Annotated in this window: 22 protein-coding genes; 18 read left to right on the top strand and 4 right to left on the bottom strand. The window is 71.1% G+C overall.

Annotated elements, in window-relative coordinates; translation table 11 throughout:
* A partial coding sequence (locus ABZ939_RS31340) for a transcriptional repressor (RefSeq protein ID WP_361855627.1) occupies positions 1-215 on the bottom strand: 215 nt, incomplete at its 3' end.
* Between the two features lie 183 nt (positions 216-398).
* On the opposite strand from ABZ939_RS31340, the gene katG reads away from it, so the two are divergent.
* Both katG and ABZ939_RS31330 read left to right on the top strand, forming a co-directional pair.
* Positions 399-2,594, top strand: coding sequence for a catalase/peroxidase HPI (gene katG / locus ABZ939_RS31335; RefSeq protein ID WP_361862652.1), 2,196 nt, complete (start codon positions 399-401; stop codon positions 2,592-2,594).
* Between the two features lie 87 nt (positions 2,595-2,681).
* Positions 2,682-3,545 (top strand): alpha/beta fold hydrolase, encoded by an 864-nt coding sequence (locus tag ABZ939_RS31330; protein WP_361862649.1) that lies wholly within the window; start codon positions 2,682-2,684, stop codon positions 3,543-3,545.
* 77 nt (positions 3,546-3,622) lie between these two features.
* On the opposite strand, the gene ABZ939_RS31325 is transcribed toward ABZ939_RS31330, so the two are convergent.
* Positions 3,623-4,009 (bottom strand): hypothetical protein, encoded by a 387-nt coding sequence (locus ABZ939_RS31325; protein ID WP_361862646.1) that lies wholly within the window; start codon positions 4,007-4,009, stop codon positions 3,623-3,625.
* A 293-nt stretch (positions 4,010-4,302) separates the two neighbouring features.
* Between ABZ939_RS31325 and ABZ939_RS31320 the strand changes: the two genes are divergently transcribed.
* From ABZ939_RS31320 to hypE, 15 genes are all read left to right on the top strand, one after another.
* Positions 4,303-6,003, top strand: coding sequence for a hydrogenase maturation protein (locus ABZ939_RS31320; protein WP_361862643.1), 1,701 nt, complete (start codon positions 4,303-4,305; stop codon positions 6,001-6,003).
* A gap of 55 nt (positions 6,004-6,058) precedes the next feature.
* A complete protein-coding gene (locus ABZ939_RS31315) occupies positions 6,059-7,141 on the top strand; it encodes a hydrogenase expression protein HypE (protein WP_361862640.1) in 1,083 nt (360 codons plus the stop codon).
* A gap of 80 nt (positions 7,142-7,221) precedes the next feature.
* Complete coding sequence (locus ABZ939_RS31310) at positions 7,222-9,006, top strand: nickel-dependent hydrogenase large subunit (RefSeq protein WP_361862637.1); 1,785 nt, start codon at positions 7,222-7,224, stop codon at positions 9,004-9,006.
* Positions 9,003-9,563, top strand: coding sequence for a hypothetical protein (locus ABZ939_RS31305; RefSeq protein WP_361862634.1), 561 nt, complete (start codon positions 9,003-9,005; stop codon positions 9,561-9,563). The genes ABZ939_RS31310 and ABZ939_RS31305 overlap by 4 nt, the downstream gene beginning before the upstream one ends.
* On the top strand, positions 9,560-10,216 hold the full coding sequence (locus ABZ939_RS31300) for a DUF5947 family protein (protein ID WP_361862631.1): 657 nt from the start codon (positions 9,560-9,562) through the stop codon (positions 10,214-10,216). Before ABZ939_RS31305 ends, ABZ939_RS31300 begins: the two co-directional genes overlap by 4 nt.
* Positions 10,213-10,851, top strand: coding sequence for a DUF6084 family protein (locus tag ABZ939_RS31295; RefSeq protein WP_361862628.1), 639 nt, complete (start codon positions 10,213-10,215; stop codon positions 10,849-10,851). Before ABZ939_RS31300 ends, ABZ939_RS31295 begins: the two co-directional genes overlap by 4 nt.
* Complete coding sequence (locus ABZ939_RS31290) at positions 10,848-12,245, top strand: hypothetical protein (RefSeq protein ID WP_361862625.1); 1,398 nt, start codon at positions 10,848-10,850, stop codon at positions 12,243-12,245. Before ABZ939_RS31295 ends, ABZ939_RS31290 begins: the two co-directional genes overlap by 4 nt.
* On the top strand, positions 12,242-12,757 hold the full coding sequence (locus ABZ939_RS31285; protein ID WP_361862622.1) for a hydrogenase maturation protease: 516 nt from the start codon (positions 12,242-12,244) through the stop codon (positions 12,755-12,757). Before ABZ939_RS31290 ends, ABZ939_RS31285 begins: the two co-directional genes overlap by 4 nt.
* Positions 12,754-12,894 carry a hypothetical protein gene (locus ABZ939_RS31280; RefSeq protein WP_361862619.1) on the top strand — a complete coding sequence of 47 codons (141 nt, stop codon included), beginning with the start codon at positions 12,754-12,756 and terminating at the stop codon, positions 12,892-12,894. The genes ABZ939_RS31285 and ABZ939_RS31280 overlap by 4 nt, the downstream gene beginning before the upstream one ends.
* Before the next feature lie 289 nt (positions 12,895-13,183).
* The gene (locus ABZ939_RS31275; protein WP_361862616.1) at positions 13,184-13,576 is read left to right on the top strand and encodes a hydrogenase maturation nickel metallochaperone HypA; all 393 of its coding nucleotides are present in this window, start codon (positions 13,184-13,186) and stop codon (positions 13,574-13,576) included.
* A 2-nt stretch (positions 13,577-13,578) separates the two neighbouring features.
* Entirely contained in the window at positions 13,579-14,274 is a 696-nt protein-coding gene (gene hypB, locus ABZ939_RS31270) for a hydrogenase nickel incorporation protein HypB (RefSeq protein ID WP_361862613.1), read from the top strand.
* A 53-nt stretch (positions 14,275-14,327) separates the two neighbouring features.
* A complete protein-coding gene (hypF, locus tag ABZ939_RS31265) occupies positions 14,328-16,688 on the top strand; it encodes a carbamoyltransferase HypF (protein ID WP_361862610.1) in 2,361 nt (786 codons plus the stop codon).
* A 10-nt stretch (positions 16,689-16,698) separates the two neighbouring features.
* Complete coding sequence (locus ABZ939_RS31260) at positions 16,699-17,016, top strand: HypC/HybG/HupF family hydrogenase formation chaperone (protein WP_361862607.1); 318 nt, start codon at positions 16,699-16,701, stop codon at positions 17,014-17,016.
* Positions 17,013-18,152, top strand: a complete 1,140-nt coding sequence (gene hypD, locus ABZ939_RS31255) for a hydrogenase formation protein HypD (protein WP_361862604.1) — start codon at positions 17,013-17,015, stop codon at positions 18,150-18,152. Before ABZ939_RS31260 ends, hypD begins: the two co-directional genes overlap by 4 nt.
* A gap of 37 nt (positions 18,153-18,189) precedes the next feature.
* Positions 18,190-19,230 carry a hydrogenase expression/formation protein HypE gene (gene hypE, locus ABZ939_RS31250; RefSeq protein WP_361862601.1) on the top strand — a complete coding sequence of 347 codons (1,041 nt, stop codon included), beginning with the start codon at positions 18,190-18,192 and terminating at the stop codon, positions 19,228-19,230.
* A 1-nt stretch (position 19,231) separates the two neighbouring features.
* Here the strand turns inward: hypE and ABZ939_RS31245 are convergent, their stop codons facing one another.
* A complete protein-coding gene (locus ABZ939_RS31245) occupies positions 19,232-19,465 on the bottom strand; it encodes a hypothetical protein (protein WP_361862598.1) in 234 nt (77 codons plus the stop codon).
* Positions 19,449-19,700 carry a DUF6400 family protein gene (locus ABZ939_RS31240; protein ID WP_361862596.1) on the bottom strand — a complete coding sequence of 84 codons (252 nt, stop codon included), beginning with the start codon at positions 19,698-19,700 and terminating at the stop codon, positions 19,449-19,451. Before ABZ939_RS31240 ends, ABZ939_RS31245 begins: the two co-directional genes overlap by 17 nt.
* A 274-nt stretch (positions 19,701-19,974) precedes the next feature.
* Between ABZ939_RS31240 and ABZ939_RS31235 the strand changes: the two genes are divergently transcribed.
* The gene (locus ABZ939_RS31235) at positions 19,975-21,348 is read left to right on the top strand and encodes an MFS transporter (RefSeq protein ID WP_361862593.1); all 1,374 of its coding nucleotides are present in this window, start codon (positions 19,975-19,977) and stop codon (positions 21,346-21,348) included.
* Positions 21,349-21,373: the final 25 nt, after the last annotated feature.

Raw genomic sequence — 21,373 nt, 5'->3', positions numbered from 1 at the left:
GTGGAGACCTCGACGACCTCACCGAGCGAGACCAGCTCACCCAGCGTGTTGTAGACCGTCGCCCGGGAGATCTCCGGCAGCCTTCGCGCCGCACGCACGTGCACCTCGTCGGCCGTGAGATGCACATGCTCGCCGTCGAGGACCTCCGCGACGACACGCCGCTGGGAAGTCATCCGCCAGCCACGCCCACGCAGCCGCTCCAGCAGGTCACTCATATCGGTTCACCTATTCAACTTCGGCTCCGGCGGACTTCTCGCGCCGACGGGCCGATTCGGACTCTGACTCCTTGTTACACGGGAGTGCTCTGCGTGTTATCTCAGCCGTGCGGTCCACGGTGCGCAACCATACGGACGCCGACGATTCAGCCAGCACATGGAAACACCGCGACAGGAAGAAGGATGGACGTGTCCGGCAGCGAAAGCGAGAACCCGGTAATCCCCTCCCCCACCCCCACGCCGACTCGCCCCAGGACGAACCGGGACTGGTGGCCGAATCAGCTGGACCTTCAGGTTCTCCACCAGCACTCGCCCCACTCCAATCCGATGGACGAGGACTTCGACTACGCGGAAGCGTTCGCGACCCTCGACGTCGACGCGCTGAAGCGCGACGTCTTCGAGGTGATGACGGCGTCGCAGGACTGGTGGCCCGCCGACTACGGCCACTACGGGCCCCTCTTCATCCGGATGAGTTGGCATGCGGCGGGGACGTACCGCATCGCCGACGGCCGGGGCGGCGGCGGCTCCGGCGCTCAGCGCTTCGCCCCCCTCAACAGTTGGCCGGACAACGCGAGCCTCGACAAGGCGCGCCGTCTGCTCTGGCCGGTCAAGCAGAAATACGGCCGGAAAATCTCCTGGTCCGATCTTCTGGTCTTCGCCGGCAACTGCGCCATGGAATCGATGGGGTTCAAAACATTCGGGTTCGGCTTCGGTCGAGAGGACATCTGGGAGCCCGAGGAGATCTTCTGGGGTCCCGAGGACGCCTGGCTCGGAGATGAGCGCTACAGCGGCGAAAGGGAACTCGCCGGTCCTTTCGGCGCCGTGCAGATGGGCCTGATCTACGTCAATCCGGAGGGGCCCAACGGCAACCCGGATCCGATCGCGGCCGCCAGGGACATTCGCGAGACGTTCGGGCGCATGGCGATGAACGACGAGGAGACCGTGGCGCTCATCGTCGGCGGCCACACGTTCGGCAAGTGCCACGGTGCGGTCGATCCCTCGTACATCGGTCCGGAACCCGAGGGCTGCCCCATCGAGCAGCAGGGCATCGGCTGGCGGAACACGTACGGCAGCGGCAAGGGCGCCGACACGCTCACCAGTGGGCTCGAGGGAGCATGGACCTCCGAGCCGACCAAGTGGGACAACGGGTACCTGGACAACCTGTTCCGGTACGACTGGGAGCTGACGACGAGTCCGGCCGGCGCGAAGCAGTGGACTCCCACGGATCCCTCGGCCAAGGACACCGTGCCCGATGCCCATGATCCGTCGAAAAGGCACGCGCCCATGATGCTGACGACGGACCTCTCGCTGAAGCTGGATCCGATCTACGCGCCGATCGCGAAGAGGTTCCACGAGAACCCCGACCAGCTCGCGGAGGCGTTCGGCAAGGCGTGGTACAAGCTGTTGCACCGCGACATGGGGCCCGCCTCGCGCTACCTCGGCCCGTGGGTTCCCGAGCCGCAGCTGTGGCAGGACCCCGTCCCGGCGGTGGATCACGAGCTGGTCGGGGACGCGGACATCGCTGCGCTCAAGCGCACGATCCTCGCCTCGGGACTGTCCGTCTCCCAGCTGGCCACGACGGCCTGGGCGTCGGCGGCGAGCTTCCGCGGCACCGACAAGCGTGGTGGGGCCAACGGGGCACGGATCCGACTCGCGCCGCAGAAGGACTGGGAGGTCAACGACCTGCCCGAGGTGGCGGAGGTGCTGCGGACCCTCGAGGGAATCCAGCAGGACTTCAACGGCTCACAGACCGGCGGAAAGAAGGTGTCGCTCGCCGACCTGATCGTTCTGGGCGGGTGCGCGGCCGTCGAGCAGGCCGCGAAGAACGCGGGGCACGCCATCACGGTCCCGTTCGCGCCGGGGCGCACGGACGCCTCGCAGGAGCAGACGGACGTGGAGGCGTTCGCCGTGCTCGAGCCCGGGGCGGACGGGTTCCGCAACTACCTCCGGGCGGGCGAGAAGTTGTCGCCGGAGACGCTCCTCCTGGACCGCGCCAACCTGTTGACGCTGACCGCTCCCGAGATGACGGTTCTGGTCGGCGGCATGCGGGCCCTGAACGCCGGCTTCAAGCGTTCCCCCCACGGCGTCTTCACAGACCGACAGGAGGCGTTGACGAACGACTTCTTCGTCAACCTGCTCGACATGGGCACGGAGTGGAAGGCGTCGGCCTCGGACGAGAACGTGTTCGAAGGCCGGGATCGCGCCACGGGCGAGGTCAAGTGGACCGCCACCGCCGTGGACCTCATCTTCGGTTCGAACTCCCAGCTCCGAGCGCTCTCGGAGGTCTACGCGTCCGACGACGCGGGAGAGAAGTTCGTGCGTGACTTCGTGGCGGCGTGGGACAAGGTGATGAACCTCGATCGGTTCGACCTCGCCTGAGCCCGACGTCCCGGTCGGCCGCCCGTCGGCCGACCGGGACGTTCCACCCGGTAGTGCGGATGATCTTGCTTGAGTAGTGTGAGGCAGATGCAACCGACCTTCATATTGGTTCACGGCGCCTTCGCGAACTCCTTCTCCTTCGCACCGCTCCAGGCCGAACTCGGCCTCCTCGGGCACCGTTCGGTCGCCGTCGACCTGCCCGGACACGGATTCTCGGCGACCTACCCGCGCGCCTATCAGGCGCCGCAGGATCTCGAAGGGCTCGCCGCCACACCCGGCTCGATCAAGGGCGTCACGCTCGCCGACAACGCCGCGCACCTGATCGGGATCCTGGAACGGGCCAAGCGCAACGGCCCCGTGATCCTCGTCTCGCACAGTCGCGGCGGCGTCACGGCGACCGCCGCGGCCAACGCACGGCCGGACCTCATCGACCGGATCGTCTACGTCTCGGCCTGGTGCCCCGTCGATCTCGACGTCAGCGACTACTACGCCCAGCCGGAGATGGCCACGGTCGACGCCGCTTCCCTGGCTCTCGCGATGGCCGGGAACCCGGCTGAACTCGGCCTGCTCCGCGTCAACTTCCGCACCGCGGATCCGGACGCCCTCGCGGCCTTCAAGGCGGCCTTCCTCGCCGACGGCACCGACGACGAGTTCCTGACCTTCCTGAACACCTTCCAGCCCGACGAGAACCTGGACGTCGGCACCTCCGCCGACCGGGCACAGGCCACGACGTGGGGCCGCATCCCGAAGACCTATGTGCGTCTCGCAGACGACACGAGCATGCCGCTCGCCCTCCAGGACCGGCTGATCCGCGAGGGCAACGCGCTGACACCGGACAACCCGTACGACGTCCGCACGCTTGAGGGCAGCCATCTGAAGTGGCTGACCGACCCGGCTCCGGCGGCCCGAGTCCTGGGCGAACTCGCCGCGCCCTTGGTGACCGCCCCTTAGCGGTCCCTGTCGAGGCCGGAAGGCCGGCCGCCGCGCAGACCCCTGCGCAGGCGGCCGGCGAGGCGACCTCGTCATGTTCAGCCCGGGCGGGGCTCCGAGGAGTCGTCGTCGGGGTTCACGCCGGTAAACGCCGAGTCGTCCTTCGTACCGCTGGGACGCTGTGACCGGCCCCTGCGGCCCGTGTCGTGCATGCCCTTCTGCGACTTGCCCGCCTGCTTCTCACCGCGGCGTGAATCACTCCGCGCGGTGTCGCCAGGGACGCTCCCGGATTCCTCCTCGGAGATCTTCCGTCCCTTGCCGGCGGGAGGTGCGTGCTTCTCCGCGTGGAAGGACCGTTCGGCACTGGGATTGTCCTGCTGCCGGGTCTCGTCCACGTCGGGAGACCATCCATGGCGCCCCGCCATGCGGTCGCGGCTCGGTTCGTCGCCGCGCGACGGCTTGGAGGACTTCGGTTTCTCGGCCATGAGCCGACCTGCCTGTCCCGTGGGAGAGGTACGCAGCGGCGTACCGTGGGACCTCAATTTTCCCATGGGCCGCGTGACCCGTCATATCGGCCGCACCCACGTCCGTGGCATGGGGCGGCGGCGGTCGCGGCGACCGGCGGGAGTCCCGCCAATCAGCCGGACGCGGACCTCGAACGAGTGAGGTGCGGGCTCCGCCCCCCTGGTCCACGCGCCGTGGTGCCCGATGATCGCAGGCGGTCGGTGGATCGCCGTCCCCAGGGACTCGGCGTCCACAGCAACCCGGAAGGGCCGCCATGCGCATTCTGCTCGTCGCCAGCAGTTTCAACAGCCTCACCCAGCGTGTTCTGGTCGAGCTGCGGGACCGCGGAAACTCCGTCTCCGTCGAGGTCACGCCCGACAGCCCGGCCGTGCGTGAGGCCGTTCTGCGCCATGCTCCCGACCTGGTCGTCGCCCCCATGCTGAAGGCCGTGGTGCCCAGGGACGTGTGGACGGCGTACCGCTGCCTGATCGTGCACCCGGGGCCGGTGGGCGACCGCGGTCCTTCCTCCCTCGACCGGGCGATCCAGGAGGGCGTCACCGAGTGGGGCGTCACCGTCCTCCAGGCCGAGGAGGAGATGGACGCAGGCGACGTCTGGGCGAGCGCAGAGTTCCGCGTCCCGGAGGTGGGCAAGAGCGATCTGTACCGCAACGAGTTGTCCGACGCGGCGGTCGCCGCCGTGCTCCTCGCCGTCGAGCGGGTCGCCGCGGGGGCCGTACCGCGTCCGCAGACGGGAGTGATCCGGGCCCGCCCCGTCCTCCGCCAGGACGAGCGCCGGATCTCCTGGGGCGACGACACCACGGAGACCGTCCTGCGGACCCTGCGGGCAGCCGACTCGCAGCCCGGCGTCCGTGACGAGCTGCTCGGCGCCGAGTGGTTCCTGCACGGCGGCCACGCGGAGGACACACTGCGCGGCCGACCCGGCGAACTGCTCGCCACCCGTGCGGGCGCGGTCTGCCGCGCCACGCTGGACGGCGCCGTGTGGATCCCGGAGATCCGCGCCCGCGCCGGCGCGGGTCGGCCGCGTGCCTGCAAGCTCCCCGCCACCCTGGCTCTCGCGGGACGGCTGCCCGCACTCCCCGAGCTGCCCGCGCCCACCCGTCCGCCGAACGAGGCGCGGACCTGGTCCGACATCCGGTACCGGGAGCAGGGGCCGGTCGGGGTGCTGTCCTTCGCGTTCCCCGGCGGAGCGATGAGCACCGGCCAGTGCCGTCGCCTGCTCGACGCCTACCGGACCGCCTGTACGCGGCCCACCTCCGTCCTCGTGCTCGGCGGACAGCGCGACTTCTTCTCCAACGGCATCCATCTGAACGTCATCGAGGCCGCGGCCGATCCGGCCGCCGAGTCCTGGGCCAACATCAACGCCATGAACGACCTGGTCGAGGCGGTCCTCACCACGACCGACCGGCTGGTCGTCAGCGGGATCGGCGGCAACGCCGCCGCCGGCGGTTTCATGCTCGCCCTCGCCGCCGACGAGGTCTGGTGCCGCACGGGCGCGGTGCTCAACCCGCACTACCGGCGGATGGGCCTGTACGGGTCGGAGTACTGGACCCACACGCTCCCCCGCAGGGTGGGCGACGCCCTCGCCGCACGGCTCACCGAGGACGCCCGGCCCGTCTCCGCGGCGGCCGCGCTGAGCATGGGCCTCGTCGACCGGGTCGTCGACTGCGGGCCCGAGCAGTTCACCGGCGAGATCACCCGATTGGCCGCCCACCTGGCCTCCCGTCCCCATGTCACGTTCCGTGTCGCGGCGAAGAAGGCGGAGCACGAGCGCCGGGAGGCCGTCTCCCCCCTCGCGGCCCATCGCGCACAGGAGCTCTCCCGGATGCGGCGGACCTTCGACGACCCCGCCGCGCCCTATCACGCACTCCGCCGGGCGTTCGTCCGTAAGGAGGCTTCGTTCCCCCATTCCCCGGACAGCGCGGATGCGGGTGCGCCCGGACAGGCCGACTGTTGAGCAAGAACGTGGGCCCGGCGAACAGCCCGTGCCCCACCCTCCAGGAGGCGACTCCATGAGCGCAGTAACGCCGGCCCCGGCCGAGGAGCAGGGTGCCGCCGTCGGCACCGAAGAGAAGCCGATCCACATCCTCTGGATCAACGCGGGTCTGAGCTGCGACGGCGACTCGGTGGCGCTGACCGCCGCCATGCAGCCCAGCATCGAGGAGATCGCCCTCTCCGGGCTCCCGGGGCTGCCCAGGATCGCGGTGCACTGGCCGCTGATCGACTTCGAGTGCGGCCCGGTGGGCGGCTCCGACACGTTCATTGAATGGTTCTTCAAGGGGGAACGGGGCGAGATCGATCCGTTCGTGCTGGTGATCGAGGGATCGATCCCGAACGAGGCCATCAAGCAGGAGGGGTACTGGTGCGGCTTCGGCGACAACCCGGAGACCGGCCAGCCCATCACCACGAGCGAGTGGATCGACCGGCTGGCGCCCAAGGCCCTCGCGGTGGTCGCGATCGGTACGTGTGCCACGTACGGCGGTATCCACGCCATGGCGGGCAACCCCACCGGTGCCATGGGTGTGCCGGACTACCTCGGGTGGGACTGGAAGTCGCAGGCCGGCATCCCGATCGTCTGCGTGCCCGGGTGTCCCATCCAGCCGGACAACTTCGCGGAGACCCTGACGTACCTGCTCTACCAGGCCGCCGGCTCCGCGCCGATGATCCCGCTGGACGACAAGCTCCGGCCGACCTGGCTGTTCGGCGCGACCGTGCACGAAGGCTGCGACCGTGCCGGCTACTACGAGCAGGGCCAGTTCGCCACGACGTACGACTCGCCCAAGTGCCTGGTGAAGCTGGGCTGCTGGGGGCCGGTCGTCAAGTGCAACGTCCCCAAGCGCGGCTGGATGAACGGTGTCGGCGGCTGCCCGAACGTCGGCGGCATCTGCATCGCGTGCACCATGCCCGGCTTCCCGGACAAGTTCATGCCGTTCATGGACGAACCTCCCGGCGGCAAGGTCTCCAGCGCCGCCAGCGGCGTGTACGGCTCCGTCATCCGCCGGCTCCGCACCATCACGGCCAAGACCGTGGACAAGGAGCCGAAGTGGCGGCACACCGGCGAACGCATCACCACCGGCTACCGGCCGCCCTGGTGACCGGTACCGCTCCTCCCTGCAAGACCCTCCCGCCCCCCTGTTCGTGACAAGAAAAGCTGACGAAGGGCACTTCAACGATCATGGCATCTCCGACGAAGGCGACGGGTGACGGCTCCGGACTGGTGGAGATGGCCTGGGACCCCATCACCCGGATCGTGGGCAGCCTCGGCATCCACACGAAGATCGATTTCAAGCAGAAGCGCGTCGCGGAGTGCTACAGCACATCGTCCGTCTTCCGCGGCTACAGCGTCTTCATGCGGGGCAAGGACCCCCGCGACGCGCACTTCATCACCAGCCGCATCTGCGGCATCTGCGGCGACAACCACGCCACGTGCTCCGTGTACGCGCAGAACATGGCGTACGGCGTGAAGCCGCCGCACCTCGGTGAGTGGGTCATCAACCTCGGCGAGGCCGCCGAGTACATGTTCGACCACAACATCTTCCAGGAGAACCTGGTCGGGGTCGACTACTGCGAGAAGATGGTCCGCGAGACCAACCCCGGGGTCCTGGAGCTCGCCGAGCGCACCGAGGCCCCCCACGCGGCGGAGCACGGCTACCGCACGATCGCCGACATCATGCGGTCGCTCAACCCCCTCGAGGGCGAGTTCTACCGCGAGGCCCTCCAGGTCAGCCGCTACACCCGCGAGATGTTCTGTCTGATGGAGGGACGCCATGTCCACCCCTCCACGCTCTACCCCGGAGGCGTCGGCACCATCGCGTCGGTGCAGCTGTTCACCGACTACCTCAGCCGGCTCATGCGCTACGTGGAGTTCATGAAGCGCGTCGTCCCGCTGCACGACGACCTCTTCGACTTCTTCTACGAGGCGCTGCCCGGCTACGAGGAGGTCGGCCGACGGCGCGTGCTGCTCGGCTGCTGGGGCGCGCTCAACGACCCCGAGCACTGCGACTTCACCTACGCCAACATGACCGACTGGGGCCGGCGGATGTTCGTCACCCCGGGCGTCATCGTCGACGGCAAGCTGGTGACCAACGACCTCACCCAGATCAACCTCGGCATCCGCATCCTGCTCGGCAGCTCGTACTACGAGGACTGGCAGGGCCAGGAGCAGTTCGTCACCCACGACCCGCTGGGCAATCCGGTCGACCCGCGCCACCCGTGGAACCAGCACACCATCCCCGCCCCGCAGAAGCGCAACTTCGACGACAAGTACAGCTGGGTCATGTCCCCGCGGTGGTTCGACGGCAAGGACCACCTGGCGCTGGACACCGGCGGCGGCCCGATCGCCCGCCTCTGGTCCACCGCGCTGTCCGGCCTCGTCGACATCGGCTATGTGAAGGCCACCGGGCACAGCGTCGTCATCAACCTGCCCCGCACGATGACCAAGCCGGAGACCACCTTCGAGTGGAGGATCCCGCAGTGGAGCAACGCCCTGGAGCGCAACCGCGCCCGGACGTACTTCCAGGCGTACGCGGCGGCCGTCGCCCTGCACTGCGCAGAGAAGGGCCTGGAGGAGGTCCGCGCCGGACGCACCCAGACCTGGGAGAAGTTCGAGGTGCCCGACGAGTCCATCGGTGTCGGCTTCACCGAGGCCGTCCGGGGCGTCCTCTCCCACCACATGGTCATCAGGGACGGCAAGATCGCCAACTACCACCCGTACCCGCCCACCCCGTGGAACGCCTCCACCCGGGACACGTTCGGCACCCCCGGCCCGTACGAGGACGCGGTGCAGAACACCCCGATCTTCGAGGAGAACACGCCGGAGAACTTCAAGGGCATCGACATCATGCGCACCGTGCGCAGCTTCGACCCCTGCCTGCCGTGCGGCGTCCACATGTACACGGGCAACGGCAGGACCGTGAAGGCCATGCACGTCCCCACCGGCCTGAGCGGTCTGGCGGGATGACCGCGACCACCGCCGAACAGGCGGGCCGACGGGTCGAGGAGGTCCTCGACCGACTGGCGGAGAACGGCGACGCCGCCGCCTGCGCGGCGGCCGAGGAGGTCGTGCGCGTCCTCATGGAGTTCTACGGCAGCGGGCTCGCCCGTGTCGTCGACCTCCTCGGGCGCTCCGGCGCCCGGCCGCCCGCCGACCCGCTGAGCCCCCTGCTGGCCGACGAACTCGTCGCCAGCCTCCTCACGCTGCACGAGCTGCACCCCGAGGACGCGCCGACCCGCATCGACCGCGCCCTGTCCCGCCTGCCGCAGCCCGTCGAGAACGCCGGGTTCGACCCGTCGACCGGCGTGCTGCGGCTGCGGCCCACCGCCTCGTCCGGCTGCGGCTGCGGCAGCACCGTGGAGTCCACGCGGCAGGCGGCGATGGACGCCCTCGCCTGCTTCGCCCCCGAGGTGACCGACGTCCAGCTGGAGCCGGCCGCCCCGAGGGAGCCCGCGCTGCTCCAGATCGGGACCCGTCCCCCGCTCGCGGGCGCGGACGGCCGCTCACCGGCCACGGCGTCATGAACGGGCCCCCGACCGGCGCGGTGCGCTCCCCTCGGCCCACGGGCCTGCGCCGGTTCACCACCCCGCCGCCACCCCGCGAGGAGCGCTGCGAACTGTGCGGCGTGCCCCTGGACGGGGAGCGCCACCGTCATCTGGTCGACATCGACAAGCGGGCCCTGGTCTGCGCCTGCGGCCCGTGTGCGCAGCTCATGACCCACTCCGGCGCGTCCCCGGGCCGCTTCCGCGCGGTGCCGGGCCGCCACCTGAGCGACCCCGCACACCGCGTCGACGACCGGGCCTGGGAGGCGCTGCGGATCCCGGTCTCGGTCGCCTTCTTCTTCCGTAACTCCGCTCTCGACCGGCCGGTGGCGTTCTACCCCAGCCCCGCCGGCGCCACCGAGAGCGAACTGGAGGAGTCGGCCTGGCAGACGCTCCTCGACGCCACCCGGCTCGCCACCGAGCTCGAACCCGACGTGGAAGCACTCCTGATGCGCCGTCACGAGGGCCGCACCGAGTGCTTCCTCGTGCCGATCGACATCTGTTACGAACTGGTCGGCCGCATGCGACTGCACTGGCAGGGGTTCGACGGAGGCGCGGAGGCGCGCGCCGACCTCGACGCCCTCTTCGCGCATGTGCGCGGTCTGGCCCGTGAACCGCAGGGGAGCCGTCCGTGACCGAGTTCTCCTTCAGCTGCACCGGTGTCCGGGCCGACGCCTACGCGGCCGGGCCCACACTCGTCTTCCGGCTCAGGATCACCGCGTCCGGCGGCACTCGCGTGCACGCCCTCGCGCTCCGCTGCCAGATCCGCATCGAACCGGCCCGGCGCGGATACGACGACACCGAGGCCGAGGCCCTGGGAGACCTGTTCGGCGAGCGCTCGCGGTGGGGCAGCAGTCTCAACCCGGTGCAGTTCGCCCAGGTCTCCGTCATGGTCCCCGGCTTCACCGACGAGATCGAGACCGACCTCGTCGTGCCGTGCACCTACGACATCGACATCGCCGCGACCCGCTACTTCCGGGCGCTCTCCGAGGGCGATGTGCCACTGCTCCTGCTGTTCTCCGGCACCGCCTTCACCGGCGTCGGCGGCTTCCACGTCGAGCCCGTGCCCTGGGACAAGGAGGTCAGCCACCGCATGCCCGTGAAGGTGTGGCGGGAGGCGATCGACCAGCACTTCCCGGGCTGCGGCTGGATCCGGCTGCCGAGCGACGCGATGGACGCCCTGCTCGCCTACCGATCGCGCCGGGCCCTCACGTCCTGGCAGGCCACCGTCGAGACCCTGCTCGAAGCGGCCGGGGAGAGGACACGATGACCAGCGTCGCCTTCACGCCCGACACCGAGGCGAGGCTCGCCGTCGCCCGGCAGGTCGCCGACGCCGTCCTCTTCGAGGGGTACGTGCTCTATCCGTACCGGGCGTCGGCCGCGAAGAACCGGCTCCGCTGGCAGTTCGGCGTCATCGTCCCGCCGTCCTGGAGCGCCGCCGCCGAGGAACACGACTTCCAGCACACCGAGTGCCTCATGGAGCCGAGGACCGGCGCCGAACTCGCCGTGGAGGTCCGCTTCCTGCGCGCCCAGCGGCGGACGGTCGAGGAACTCTGTGAGGACGGGACCTTCGCGCCGACCACCGAACTGCGCCTGGCGGACCGGGTTCTGATGGCCTGGGACGAGGGTGTCGAGGAGACCGTCACGCTCGTCGTCCCCGTCGCCGAACTGGACGGCGACGGCGTTGTCCAGCCCTTCACCCGCCCCGCCGCCGACGAGGTGGAAGAGGTCACCGGCGCCGACGGACGCGTCCTCGGCCGACTGGTGCGCCGACGCGAGGAGATCAGCGGCGTGCTGCGGATCGCGGCGGCCGAGCTCGACGGCCCGTACCGCGTCAAGCGCCTGTCGCTCACGGTGGAGAACACCAGCACCTGGACCGCCGAGCACACCGCGGACCGCCATGCGGCGCTGCCGTACTCGCTGGTCGCCACACATACGCTGCTCCGCCTCGACGGTGGGTCGTTCCTGTCCATGACCGACCCGCCGGAGTGGGCCAAGGGCGCCGTCGCCGCCTGCCGCAATCTGCACACCTGGCCCGTCCTGGCCGGCGAACCCGGGCGGGACGACCTGATGCTCTCCTCGCCGATCATCCTCGAGGACCACCCGGCCATCGCGCCCGAGAGCCCCGGCGCCCTCTACGACGCCACCGAGATCGACGAGATCCTCGCCCTGCGCACCGCGGCCCTCACCGACGAGGAGAAACGCGAGGCCCGGGGGACCGACGCCCGCGCCGCGGCCGTGATCGACCTCGCCGACACCATGCCGCCCGAGGTGCTGGAACGCCTGCACGGGGCGGTACGGAGCCTCCGGGAGGTCACCGGACCGCAGGAACCCGCGGGCAACATCCTCGAACCGGACACCCCCTGGTGGGACCCGGGCGGTGACACCGGCGTCGATCCGGGACGCGACCACGTCCTCGTCGACGGACACCAGGTCCGCGCGGGCAGCAGGGTCGTCCTGCGACCACGGCTGCGCCGCACCGACGCCCAGGACCTGTTCCTCGCCGGCCGCACCGCGCTCGTCGAGGCGGTCCTGCACGACGTCGACGGCGGGGTGCACATCGCCGTGACCGTGGAGGACGACCCGGGCGCAGACATCCGCCGCGAACAGGGCCGGTTCCTCTACTTCCAGCCCGACGAGGTCGAACCCCTGGAGGACGAGTGAACAGCCCGGCGTCCGGCACGGCCCGCACGCTCGTGGCCGGGGTCGGCAACATCTTCCTCGGCGACGACGGCTTCGGGGTCGAGACGCTGCGGCGGCTCGCCCGGGAGGAACTCCCGCCGTCCGTCGAACTCGTCGACGTCGGTGTCCGCGGCGTCCACCTCGCGTACCAGCTCCTCGACGGCTGGGACACCCTCGTCCTGGTCGACGTCACCGCCCGCGGCGGCGAGCCGGGAACCCTGTACCTGATCGACGCCGCGACACCCGGTGAGCCGGCCTCCGGTGAGGGACCCGCTCCCCTCGACGGCCACCGGATGACTCCCGACACCGTCCTCGCCCTGCTCGGCACCCTCTGCGCGGGCACCGGAGCCGCGCCGCCACGGCGGATCCTCGTCGTCGGCTGCGAACCGGACTGCCTGGACGAGGGCATCGGGCTCAGCCCACGGGTCGCCGCCGCCGTGCCCGGGGCCGTGCGCATGGTGACCGAACTCGTCCGCCAGGAAGCCGCCGTATGAAGACCGAAACGGAGTGCACCATGCAGAAGACCGTCCTCGGCACCGCCGCCGCCGTCACCGCCGCCCTGGCCGTCATGGCCGCCATCGCGGGAGTCCTCCCCGACGTACGGCGCTATCTGCGCATCAGCAGGATGTGACCCGCCGAGGAGGAGCACGGACGCGTCCGCGCTCCGTCCCCGCGACACCGACACCGACGCGTCCGCGCTCCGATCCCCGCAACGCCGACGCGACACCGATGCCGCGCGACACCGACGCCCACGCCACCGAAGCGTCCGTGTCCCGTTCCCCGCGGCGGCCCCACACGCCGCCGCGGCTGCACCGAACGGACGACACCGCCGTGCGATCCCGGCGCGCCAGGCGGTTCCCACTGCCCGCCCGGCCTCTAATGGCGCCCGAGAGACACCCCCGCGCCCAGGACGGAGACCGATGCACGAGATGTCCGTCGCGGTCGCGGTCGTCGACCAGGTGGAGGCGGCGGCGAAAGCCCGCCGGGCCGTCGGCGTCAGCAGCATCCGACTGGACGTGGGCGAGCTGGCCGGCATCGTCGCCGACGCCCTCGCCTTCTGCTTCGAACTCGCCTGCGCCGGAACCGTCGTCGAAGGCGCCGAGCTGATCACCCACACCGTCCCTGGCCGGGCGCGCTGCGAGCCGTGCGCCGAGACCTGGGCGGTCGGCATGCCTCCGCGGCTGCTCTGCCCCGGCTGCGGCGCCGCGGCCGGCGAGCTTGTGTCCGGCCGCGAACTGCGGATCCGGGAAGTCCGATGGGCCGACCCCGCCGCCGGAGAGCGCCACCGCCAACCGATCACCGAGGAGAGCTGAGCATGTGCCGAGCCGTCGATCTCCAGCGTGCCGTCCTGGCCAAGAACGAGGCCGCGGCGCAGATCCTGCGCACCGAACTGACCGCCCGCGGCACCACGGTGGTCAATCTGCTCTCCAGCCCCGGAAGCGGTAAGACCGCCCTGCTGGAACGCGAGCTGCGGCTGGCCGGCGAACGGGGCGTCAGCGCCGCCGCGCTCACCGCCGACCTCGCCACCGAGAACGACGCCCAGCGCCTGGCCCGTTCGGGAGCGCCCGTCAAGCAGGTGCTCACCGACGGCCTCTGTCACCTCGAGGCCGACATGGTCGCCCGCCATCTGCACGAGTGGCTGCCCGCCCACACCCGGCTGCTGTTCGTGGAGAACGTCGGAAACCTGGTCTGCCCCGCCGGCTACGACCTCGGCGAGTCCCTCCGGGTCGCCCTCGCCTCGGTCACCGAGGGCGAGGACAAGCCCCTCAAGTACCCCTCCGCGTTCGGTCTCGCGCAACTGGTGATCGTCACCAAGTCGGACCTGGCCGAGGCCGCGGAGTTCGACGAGACGGCGTTCCGCCGCAACGTGGAGCAGGTGAATCCGGGCGTCGAGGTCGTTCTCACCTCGGTACGTGACGGCCGGGGCGCCGGCGTCCTGCTGGACCGGGCCCTGGACGCGGCCGAGGGCACCCGGGTGCACACGCCGGTGATGGCCCGGGTCGGCGCGTGACCTCGGCTCGGCCCGGGGCTCCCGCAGCCGCCACGGCTTCCCGGCGGAGCCGTGTGGTCGTCCGCGGCGTCGTGCAGGGCGTGGGATTCCGGCCGTACGTCTACGGTCTCGCCACCGAGCTGCGCCTTGCCGGACATGTCACCAACACGGTCGACGGCGTCGTCGCCGAGGTCGAGGGAGACCCCGCCGACGTCGCCGCCTTCTGCGCCCGCATCGCCCCCGACGCGCCGCCCCTGGCCCGGGTGGAGTCCGTCGAGACCGCCGACGTGGCCGCGTGCGGCGGCAGCGGATTCACCATCGTGCCCTCTCCGCAGGGCGGCGCCGTCCGCACTCTCGTCCCGCCCGACACCGCCACCTGCGACGCGTGCCTCGCCGAGCTCGCGGATCCCGACGACCGGCGTCATCTGCATCCCTTCATCACATGCACGCATTGCGGCCCCCGGTTCACGATCGTCACCGGTATGCCCTACGACCGGGCCCAGACCACCATGGCCGGCTTCCCGATGTGCCCGGACTGCGCCCGGGAGTACGAGGACCCGTCGGACCGGCGCTTCCATGCCCAGCCCGTCGCCTGCCCCGACTGCGGCCCCCGGCTGCGCCTGGTCACCGCGCCCGGCGGCCCCCGCGCCACCCACGACCCCGGAACCGACCCGGTCGCCGCCGCCCGCCGCATGCTCGCGGCCGGCGCGATCCTCGCCGTCAAGGGTCTGGGCGGCTACCACCTGGCCTGCGACGCGACCGACGGCGACGCGGTGGCCGAACTGCGCCGCCGCAAGGCACGTGGTGACAAACCGTTCGCGATGATGGTGGCGGACCTCGCCGACATCGAGCCCCTCGTGCATCTCGGCCCGCTCGAACGCGAGCTCCTCGGCGGCAGCGTGCGGCCCGTCGTCCTGCTGCGGCGCCGCGCCGACGCCCGGCCGCGACACGGGGCCGCCCCGGCGCAGGCGGTGGCCCCCGGCAGCCCGGACCTCGGCATCATGCTCCCGTACACCCCCGTGCACCATCTGCTTCTCGGCCTCGGCGCACCGGACCCCGGGGAGGGCCCCCGGCTGCTGGTCATGACCAGCGGCAACCTCTCGGGCGAACCCATCGTCACCGACGACGCGGAGGCCCTGACCCGGCTCGCCGGTCTGGCGGACGCCTGGCTGCTGCACGACCGCCCCATCCACGTGCCCTGCGACGACTCCGTCGTCCGCGTCTGCGACGGCGAACAGCTGACGCTGCGCCGCTCCCGGGGGTACGTTCCGCTGCCGGTCTCCCTGCCCGTCGCGGTCGCCCCCGCCCTCGCGGTGGGAGGGGACCTGAAGAACACCTTCTGCCTCGGCGAGGAACGCCGGGCCTGGCTGTCCGCCCACATCGGCGACATGGACGACCTCGCCACGCAGCTCGCCCTCACCTCCGCCGAGCGGCAGCTGGAGTCCGTCACGGGCGTACGGCCCGGACTGCTCGCCGCGGACCGCCACCCCGCCTACCGGTCCACCCGCTGGGCCCGGCAGCAGGCCGCCGGGCGGCCCGTCGTCCCTGTGCAGCACCATCACGCCCACGTCGCGGCCGCGATGGCCGAGAACGGCCTCGACGGCACCCGGCCCGTCATCGGCGTGGCCTTCGACGGCACCGGCTACGGTCTCGACGGCGCCGTGTGGGGCGGAGAGTTCCTCCTCGCGGACTACGCCGCGTTCACGCGGTTCGCGCACCTTGCCTACGTACCCCTGCCCGGCGGTGACGCGGCCGTACGGCGGCCCTATCGCATGGCCCTGGCACACCTGCGATCCGCGGGCCTGGCCGCCGACCCCGGGTTGCCGTGCGCGCGTGCCTGCCCGACCGAGGAACTGACCGTCCTGGAGAGGCAGTTGGAGCGGAGCCTCAACTGCGTCCCCACGTCCAGCATGGGGCGTCTCTTCGACGCCGTCTCCTCCCTCGCGGGGATCTGCCACAACGCCGGCTACGAGGCGCAGGCCGCGATCGAACTGGAGGCCGCGGCACTGCGCGCCCCGGTGACGGCGGAGGACGAGCGTTACACGTTCCGGCTGGGCCCGCGGCGGGACGGTGTCCCGCTCACCGCCGACCCCGCACCCCTGCTGGCGGCAGTGGCGCACGACGTGCTCGCCGGCACCTCGGCGGCCGTCGTCGCGGCACGCTTCCACCACGCCGTGGCGCGACTGGTGCGGGCGGTCTGCGACCGGGCCCGGAGCGAAACCGGCGTGGAGACCGTCGCGTTGACCGGCGGGGTGTTCGCGAACACGGTGCTCTCCTCGGCCTGCGCCCAGGGACTTCGGGAGGACGGCTTCACCGTGCTGCGCCATCGACTGATCCCTCCGAACGACGGCGGTCTGGCACTCGGCCAGCTCGTCGTGGCCGCCCGTGTCACCGACCGGTCGGCCTCCGGCACGCCCAGACGAGAGCCACAGTGAGGAGACACCCATGTGCCTGGCGGTACCCGGAAGAGTGCTGGACGTGGAGGACCGGGACGGCACCCGGATGGCCACCGTCGACTTCGGCGGCGTGGTCAAGGAGGTGTGCCTGGAGTACCTGCCGGATCTGAAGCCGGGTGAGTACGCCATCGTCCACGTCGGGTTCGCCCTGCAGCGTCTGGACGAGGAGTCGGCAAGGAAGACGCTGGAGCTGTTCGAGAGCCTCGGCATGCTCCAGGAGGAGTTCGGCGACCCGTGGGAGGCCGCCGAAGCGACGGGCAACGAGCGGCCGGCGCGGGACGGCGTCGCCGGAGAGGTGCGGCGGTGAAGTACATCGACGAGTTCCAGGATCCCGAGCTGGCCAGGCGCCTGCTCGACGAGATCCGCGCGACGGTGACCCGGCCCTGGGCTCTGATGGAGGTGTGCGGCGGCCAGACCCACACCATCATCCGGCACGGGATCGACCAGCTGCTTCCGCCGGAGGTGGAGCTGATCCACGGACCGGGCTGCCCGGTGTGCGTGACGCCGCTCGAAGTGATCGACAAGGCGCTGGAGATTGCGTCCCGCCCCGGCGTCATCTTCTGCTCCTTCGGGGACATGCTGCGCGTCCCCGGCACCGACCGGGACCTCTTCCAGGTCCGTGGGCAGGGTGGTGACGTCAGGGTCGTCTACTCCCCGCTGGACGCGCTGCGGATCGCCGAGCAGAACCCGGACCGCGAGGTGGTCTTCTTCGGCATCGGGTTCGAGACCACGGCACCGCCCAACGCGATGACGGTCCATCAGGCGCGCAAGCTCGGCATCCGCAACTTCAGCCTGCTCGTCTCCCACGTCCGGGTGCCTCCCGCGATCGAGGCGATCATGCGGTCCCCCGACTGCCGCGTGCAGGGCTTCCTCGCGGCGGGGCACGTGTGCAGCGTGATGGGTACGGCGGAGTACCCCGAACTCGCCGAACGCCACCGGGTGCCGATCGTCGTCACCGGCTTCGAGCCGCTGGACATCCTCGAAGGCGTACGACGGACCGTCCTCCAGCTGGAGCGCGGGGAGCACACCGTCGCGAACGCCTATCCGCGTGCGGTGCTGCCGGAGGGCAACCCGGCCGCGAGGGCGATGCTGGACGACGTGTTCGAGGTCACGGACCGCGCGTGGCGTGGGATCGGCATCATCCCGGACAGCGGCTGGCGGCTCTCGGAGCGGTACCGCGCGTACGATGCCGAGCACCGGTTCTCCGTCGAGGGGATCACCACGCGCGAGCCGGCCGAGTGCCGTAGCGGCGAGGTGCTGCAAGGGCTGCTCAAGCCCCACGAGTGCGAGGCGTTCGGAACGACCTGCACTCCCCGTTCCCCGCTGGGCGCCACGATGGTTTCGAGCGAGGGGGCGTGCGCCGCGTACTACCTCTACCGGCGGCTCGAACTCGGCACCCCTTCGCAGAAGTCTCCTTCCCTGGAGGGCAGTTCCGTTGTCTGAGCTCACTCGCGACACCCCCCGGGGACAGGCACCCGACATGCTCGCCTGGACGTGCCCGGCACCGCTGCGGGACCAGCCTCGTGTGGTGATGGGGCACGGCGGAGGCGGCGCACTCTCCGCCGAACTGGTCGAGCAGATCTTCGCGCCGGCCTTCGGGGGACCCTCGCTCTCGGTCACCACGGACGCGGCGGCCGTCGAACTCGGCGGCGCACGGCTGGCGTTCTCCACCGACTCCTTCGTGGTGCGCCCGCTGTTCTTCCCCGGCGGCAGCATCGGCGACCTGGCCGTCAACGGCACCGTGAACGACCTCGCCATGAGCGGGGCCCGCGCGGCCTATCTCTCCTGCGGCTTCATCCTGGAGGAGGGGGTGGAGACCGAGGTCGTCACCCGTGTGGCGAACGCTCTGGGTGCGGCGGCACGCGCGGCGGGCGTGGAGGTCGTCACGGGCGACACGAAGGTGGTGGAGGCGGGGCACGGTGACGGTGTCTACATCAACACCTCGGGGATCGGTCTGATCCCGCCCGGTGTCGACCTGCGGCCGCAGCGCGTCGCACCCGGCGACGTGGTGATCGTCAGCGGCGCCATCGGCGTCCACGGCGTGGCGATCATGAGCGTGCGTGAGGGGCTCGAGTTCGGCGTGGAGATCGAGAGCGACTGCGCGGCGCTCGGCGGGCTGGTCGACGCGATGCTCGCGGTCACCACGGACCTGCATGTCCTGCGTGACCCCACGCGCGGCGGGCTCGCCGCCTCGCTGAACGAGATCGCGGCCGCGTCGGGCACGGGCGTCGTCGTTCAGGAGCGGGCCGTCCCCGTCCCCGCCCCCGTGGCCAGCGCGTGCGCGGTCCTCGGCCTCGACCCGATGTACGTGGCGAACGAGGGCAAGCTGGTCGCCTTCGTCCCACGTGAGCAGGCCGACGCCGTGCTCGCCGCGATGCGCGCGCACCCGCTGGGCGCCGGGGCGGCCGTGATCGGCGAGGCCGTCGAGGCGCATCCGGGCATGGTGGTCGCCCGTACCGGCCTCGGTGGCACGCGGGTGGTGGACATGCCGCTGGGTGAGCAGCTGCCGCGGATCTGCTGAGTCAGCCGCGGGTGTCGCGGCGTCGGTCGCGGGACGTGTCGAGGGTCCATGTGTGGGTGCAGTTCGGGCACTGCAGATGGACCTTGGGCCCCTTGTTGGCTATCAGGTAGCGCCAGTGTTCCGGACAGTTGCGGCGCTGGACGCAGTGCGAGCAGTCACGGGCGTCGTCGCAGCCCGGGCAGGCGACCCAGGCGCGGCGGGCCCGGTCGGCCTGGGGATCAATGGGAAGCCGCATGGCCGGGCTCCTGTCCGGGCAGCACACCCGCGGCGACCAGCATGGCGTGGATCCGCTGCTGCTCGGCGTCCAGGCCCGAGTAGAGCAGGGCGTGCGCGGCCTCCTCGTCGCGCAGGACGGCCACCGGATCCCAGGCGGGCCCGAGTGCCGCCACGACCTCGGCTCGGCGGCGGGCCTCCTCGACGGTGAGGTCGATGGTGAAGGTGACGTGGTCGGGGTCGGGGCCTTGGCTCATGGTGGGTGCTTTCGGGCGGAATCGAACAGGTTCCGCCACGTCTACCAAAGCGGGCGCCGGATGCGGAAGGGGGAGGTCCACCTCTGTGGCGCACCTCATGGAGAAGCCAGCGTTCGCCGAGGTGCCGCACAGAGACTCCGGCCGTGCCCCATGGTGGGCACGCGCACTCCGGCAGTGAGAACTATGGTGTCCCACCACATACGTCGGTGACCTGCGTGTTTCTACGGTGTGGCAACACGCAAACGTCCCCGTCACACGCCAGGAAGTGGTGCCGATGTCCTCCCCCACGACCGCTCCCCCACAACCCTCCAACCTCCGTCGCATCGTCGCCGCGAGCCTCATCGGCACAACTATCGAGTGGTACGACTTCTTCCTCTACGGCTCGGCCGCCGCGCTGGTCTTCAACAAGCTCTTCTTCCCCGACTCCGACCCGCTGGTCGGAACGCTGCTCTCGTTCCTGACCTACGCGGTCGGGTTCGCCGCCCGGCCGCTGGGGGCGCTGGTCTTCGGGCACTACGGCGACCGGCTCGGACGCAAGAAGCTGCTGGTCCTGAGCCTGCTGCTGATGGGTGGCGCGACCTTCGCGATCGGTCTGCTGCCCACCCATGCGACAGTCGGGTCGGCCGCTCCCCTGCTGCTGACCGCGCTGCGTCTGGTGCAGGGCTTCGCGCTCGGCGGTGAGTGGGGCGGGGCCGTGCTGCTCGTCTCCGAGCACGGGGACGCCAAGCGGCGCGGGTTCTGGGCCTCCTGGCCGCAGACCGGCGCGCCGGCCGGGCAACTGCTCGCGACCGGTGTGCTGTCCGCGCTCACCGCGCTTCTCTCCGACTCCGCGTTCCTCTCGTGGGGCTGGCGCATACCGTTCCTGCTCTCCGGTGTGCTGGTGATCGTGGGTCTGTGGATCCGGCTCTCGGTCGACGAGTCGCCGGTGTTCAAGGCCGCGCTGGCCGCCGCCGAGGAGCGCAAGGCCGCCGCGGCCGGGCAGGTCGAGAAGATGCCGCTGATCGCCGTGCTCAAGCACCACTGGCGCGATGTGCTGATCGCGATGGGTGCCCGCATGGCGGAGAACATCTCCTACTACGTGATCACCGCGTTCATCCTCGTCTACGCGACGACCCAGGTCGGGCTCTCCAAGCAGACCGCGCTGAACGCCGTCCTCATCGCCTCCGCCGTCCACTTCGCCGTCATCCCGGCCTGGGGCGCGCTGTCGGACCGGATCGGCCGCCGCCCCGTCTATCTGATCGGCGCGGTCGGTGTCGGCGCCTGGATGTTCCCGTTCTTCATGCTGATCGACTCGGGCACCTTCGGGGCGCTGCTGCTCGCCGTGACCGTCGGTCTGATCCTGCACGGGGCGATGTACGCACCGCAGGCCGCCTTCTTCTCCGAGATGTTCGCGACCCGGATGCGCTACTCGGGCGCTTCCATCGGCGCGCAGTTCTCCTCGGTCGCCGCCGGCGCCCCCGCCCCGCTGATCGCCACCGCGCTGCTGGCCGACTACGGCTCCTCGACGCCGATCGCCCTGTACGTGATCGCCGCCGCGCTTCTCACGGTCGTCGCGATCGCCTGCGCCCGCGAGACCCGCAACCGTGACCTGTCCGAGGTCGCCGAGGACGCCCCGCAGGCCGCTGCCCCGGTCCGCGCCGACGCCTGACCGGACCCCCGCCCCGACCGCAAGC

Source organism: Streptomyces sp. NPDC046712 (assembly GCF_040645695.1).
In the GTDB taxonomy this organism is placed as follows: domain Bacteria; phylum Actinomycetota; class Actinomycetes; order Streptomycetales; family Streptomycetaceae; genus Streptomyces.
This window is presented reverse-complemented; position numbering and strand designations above follow the sequence as displayed.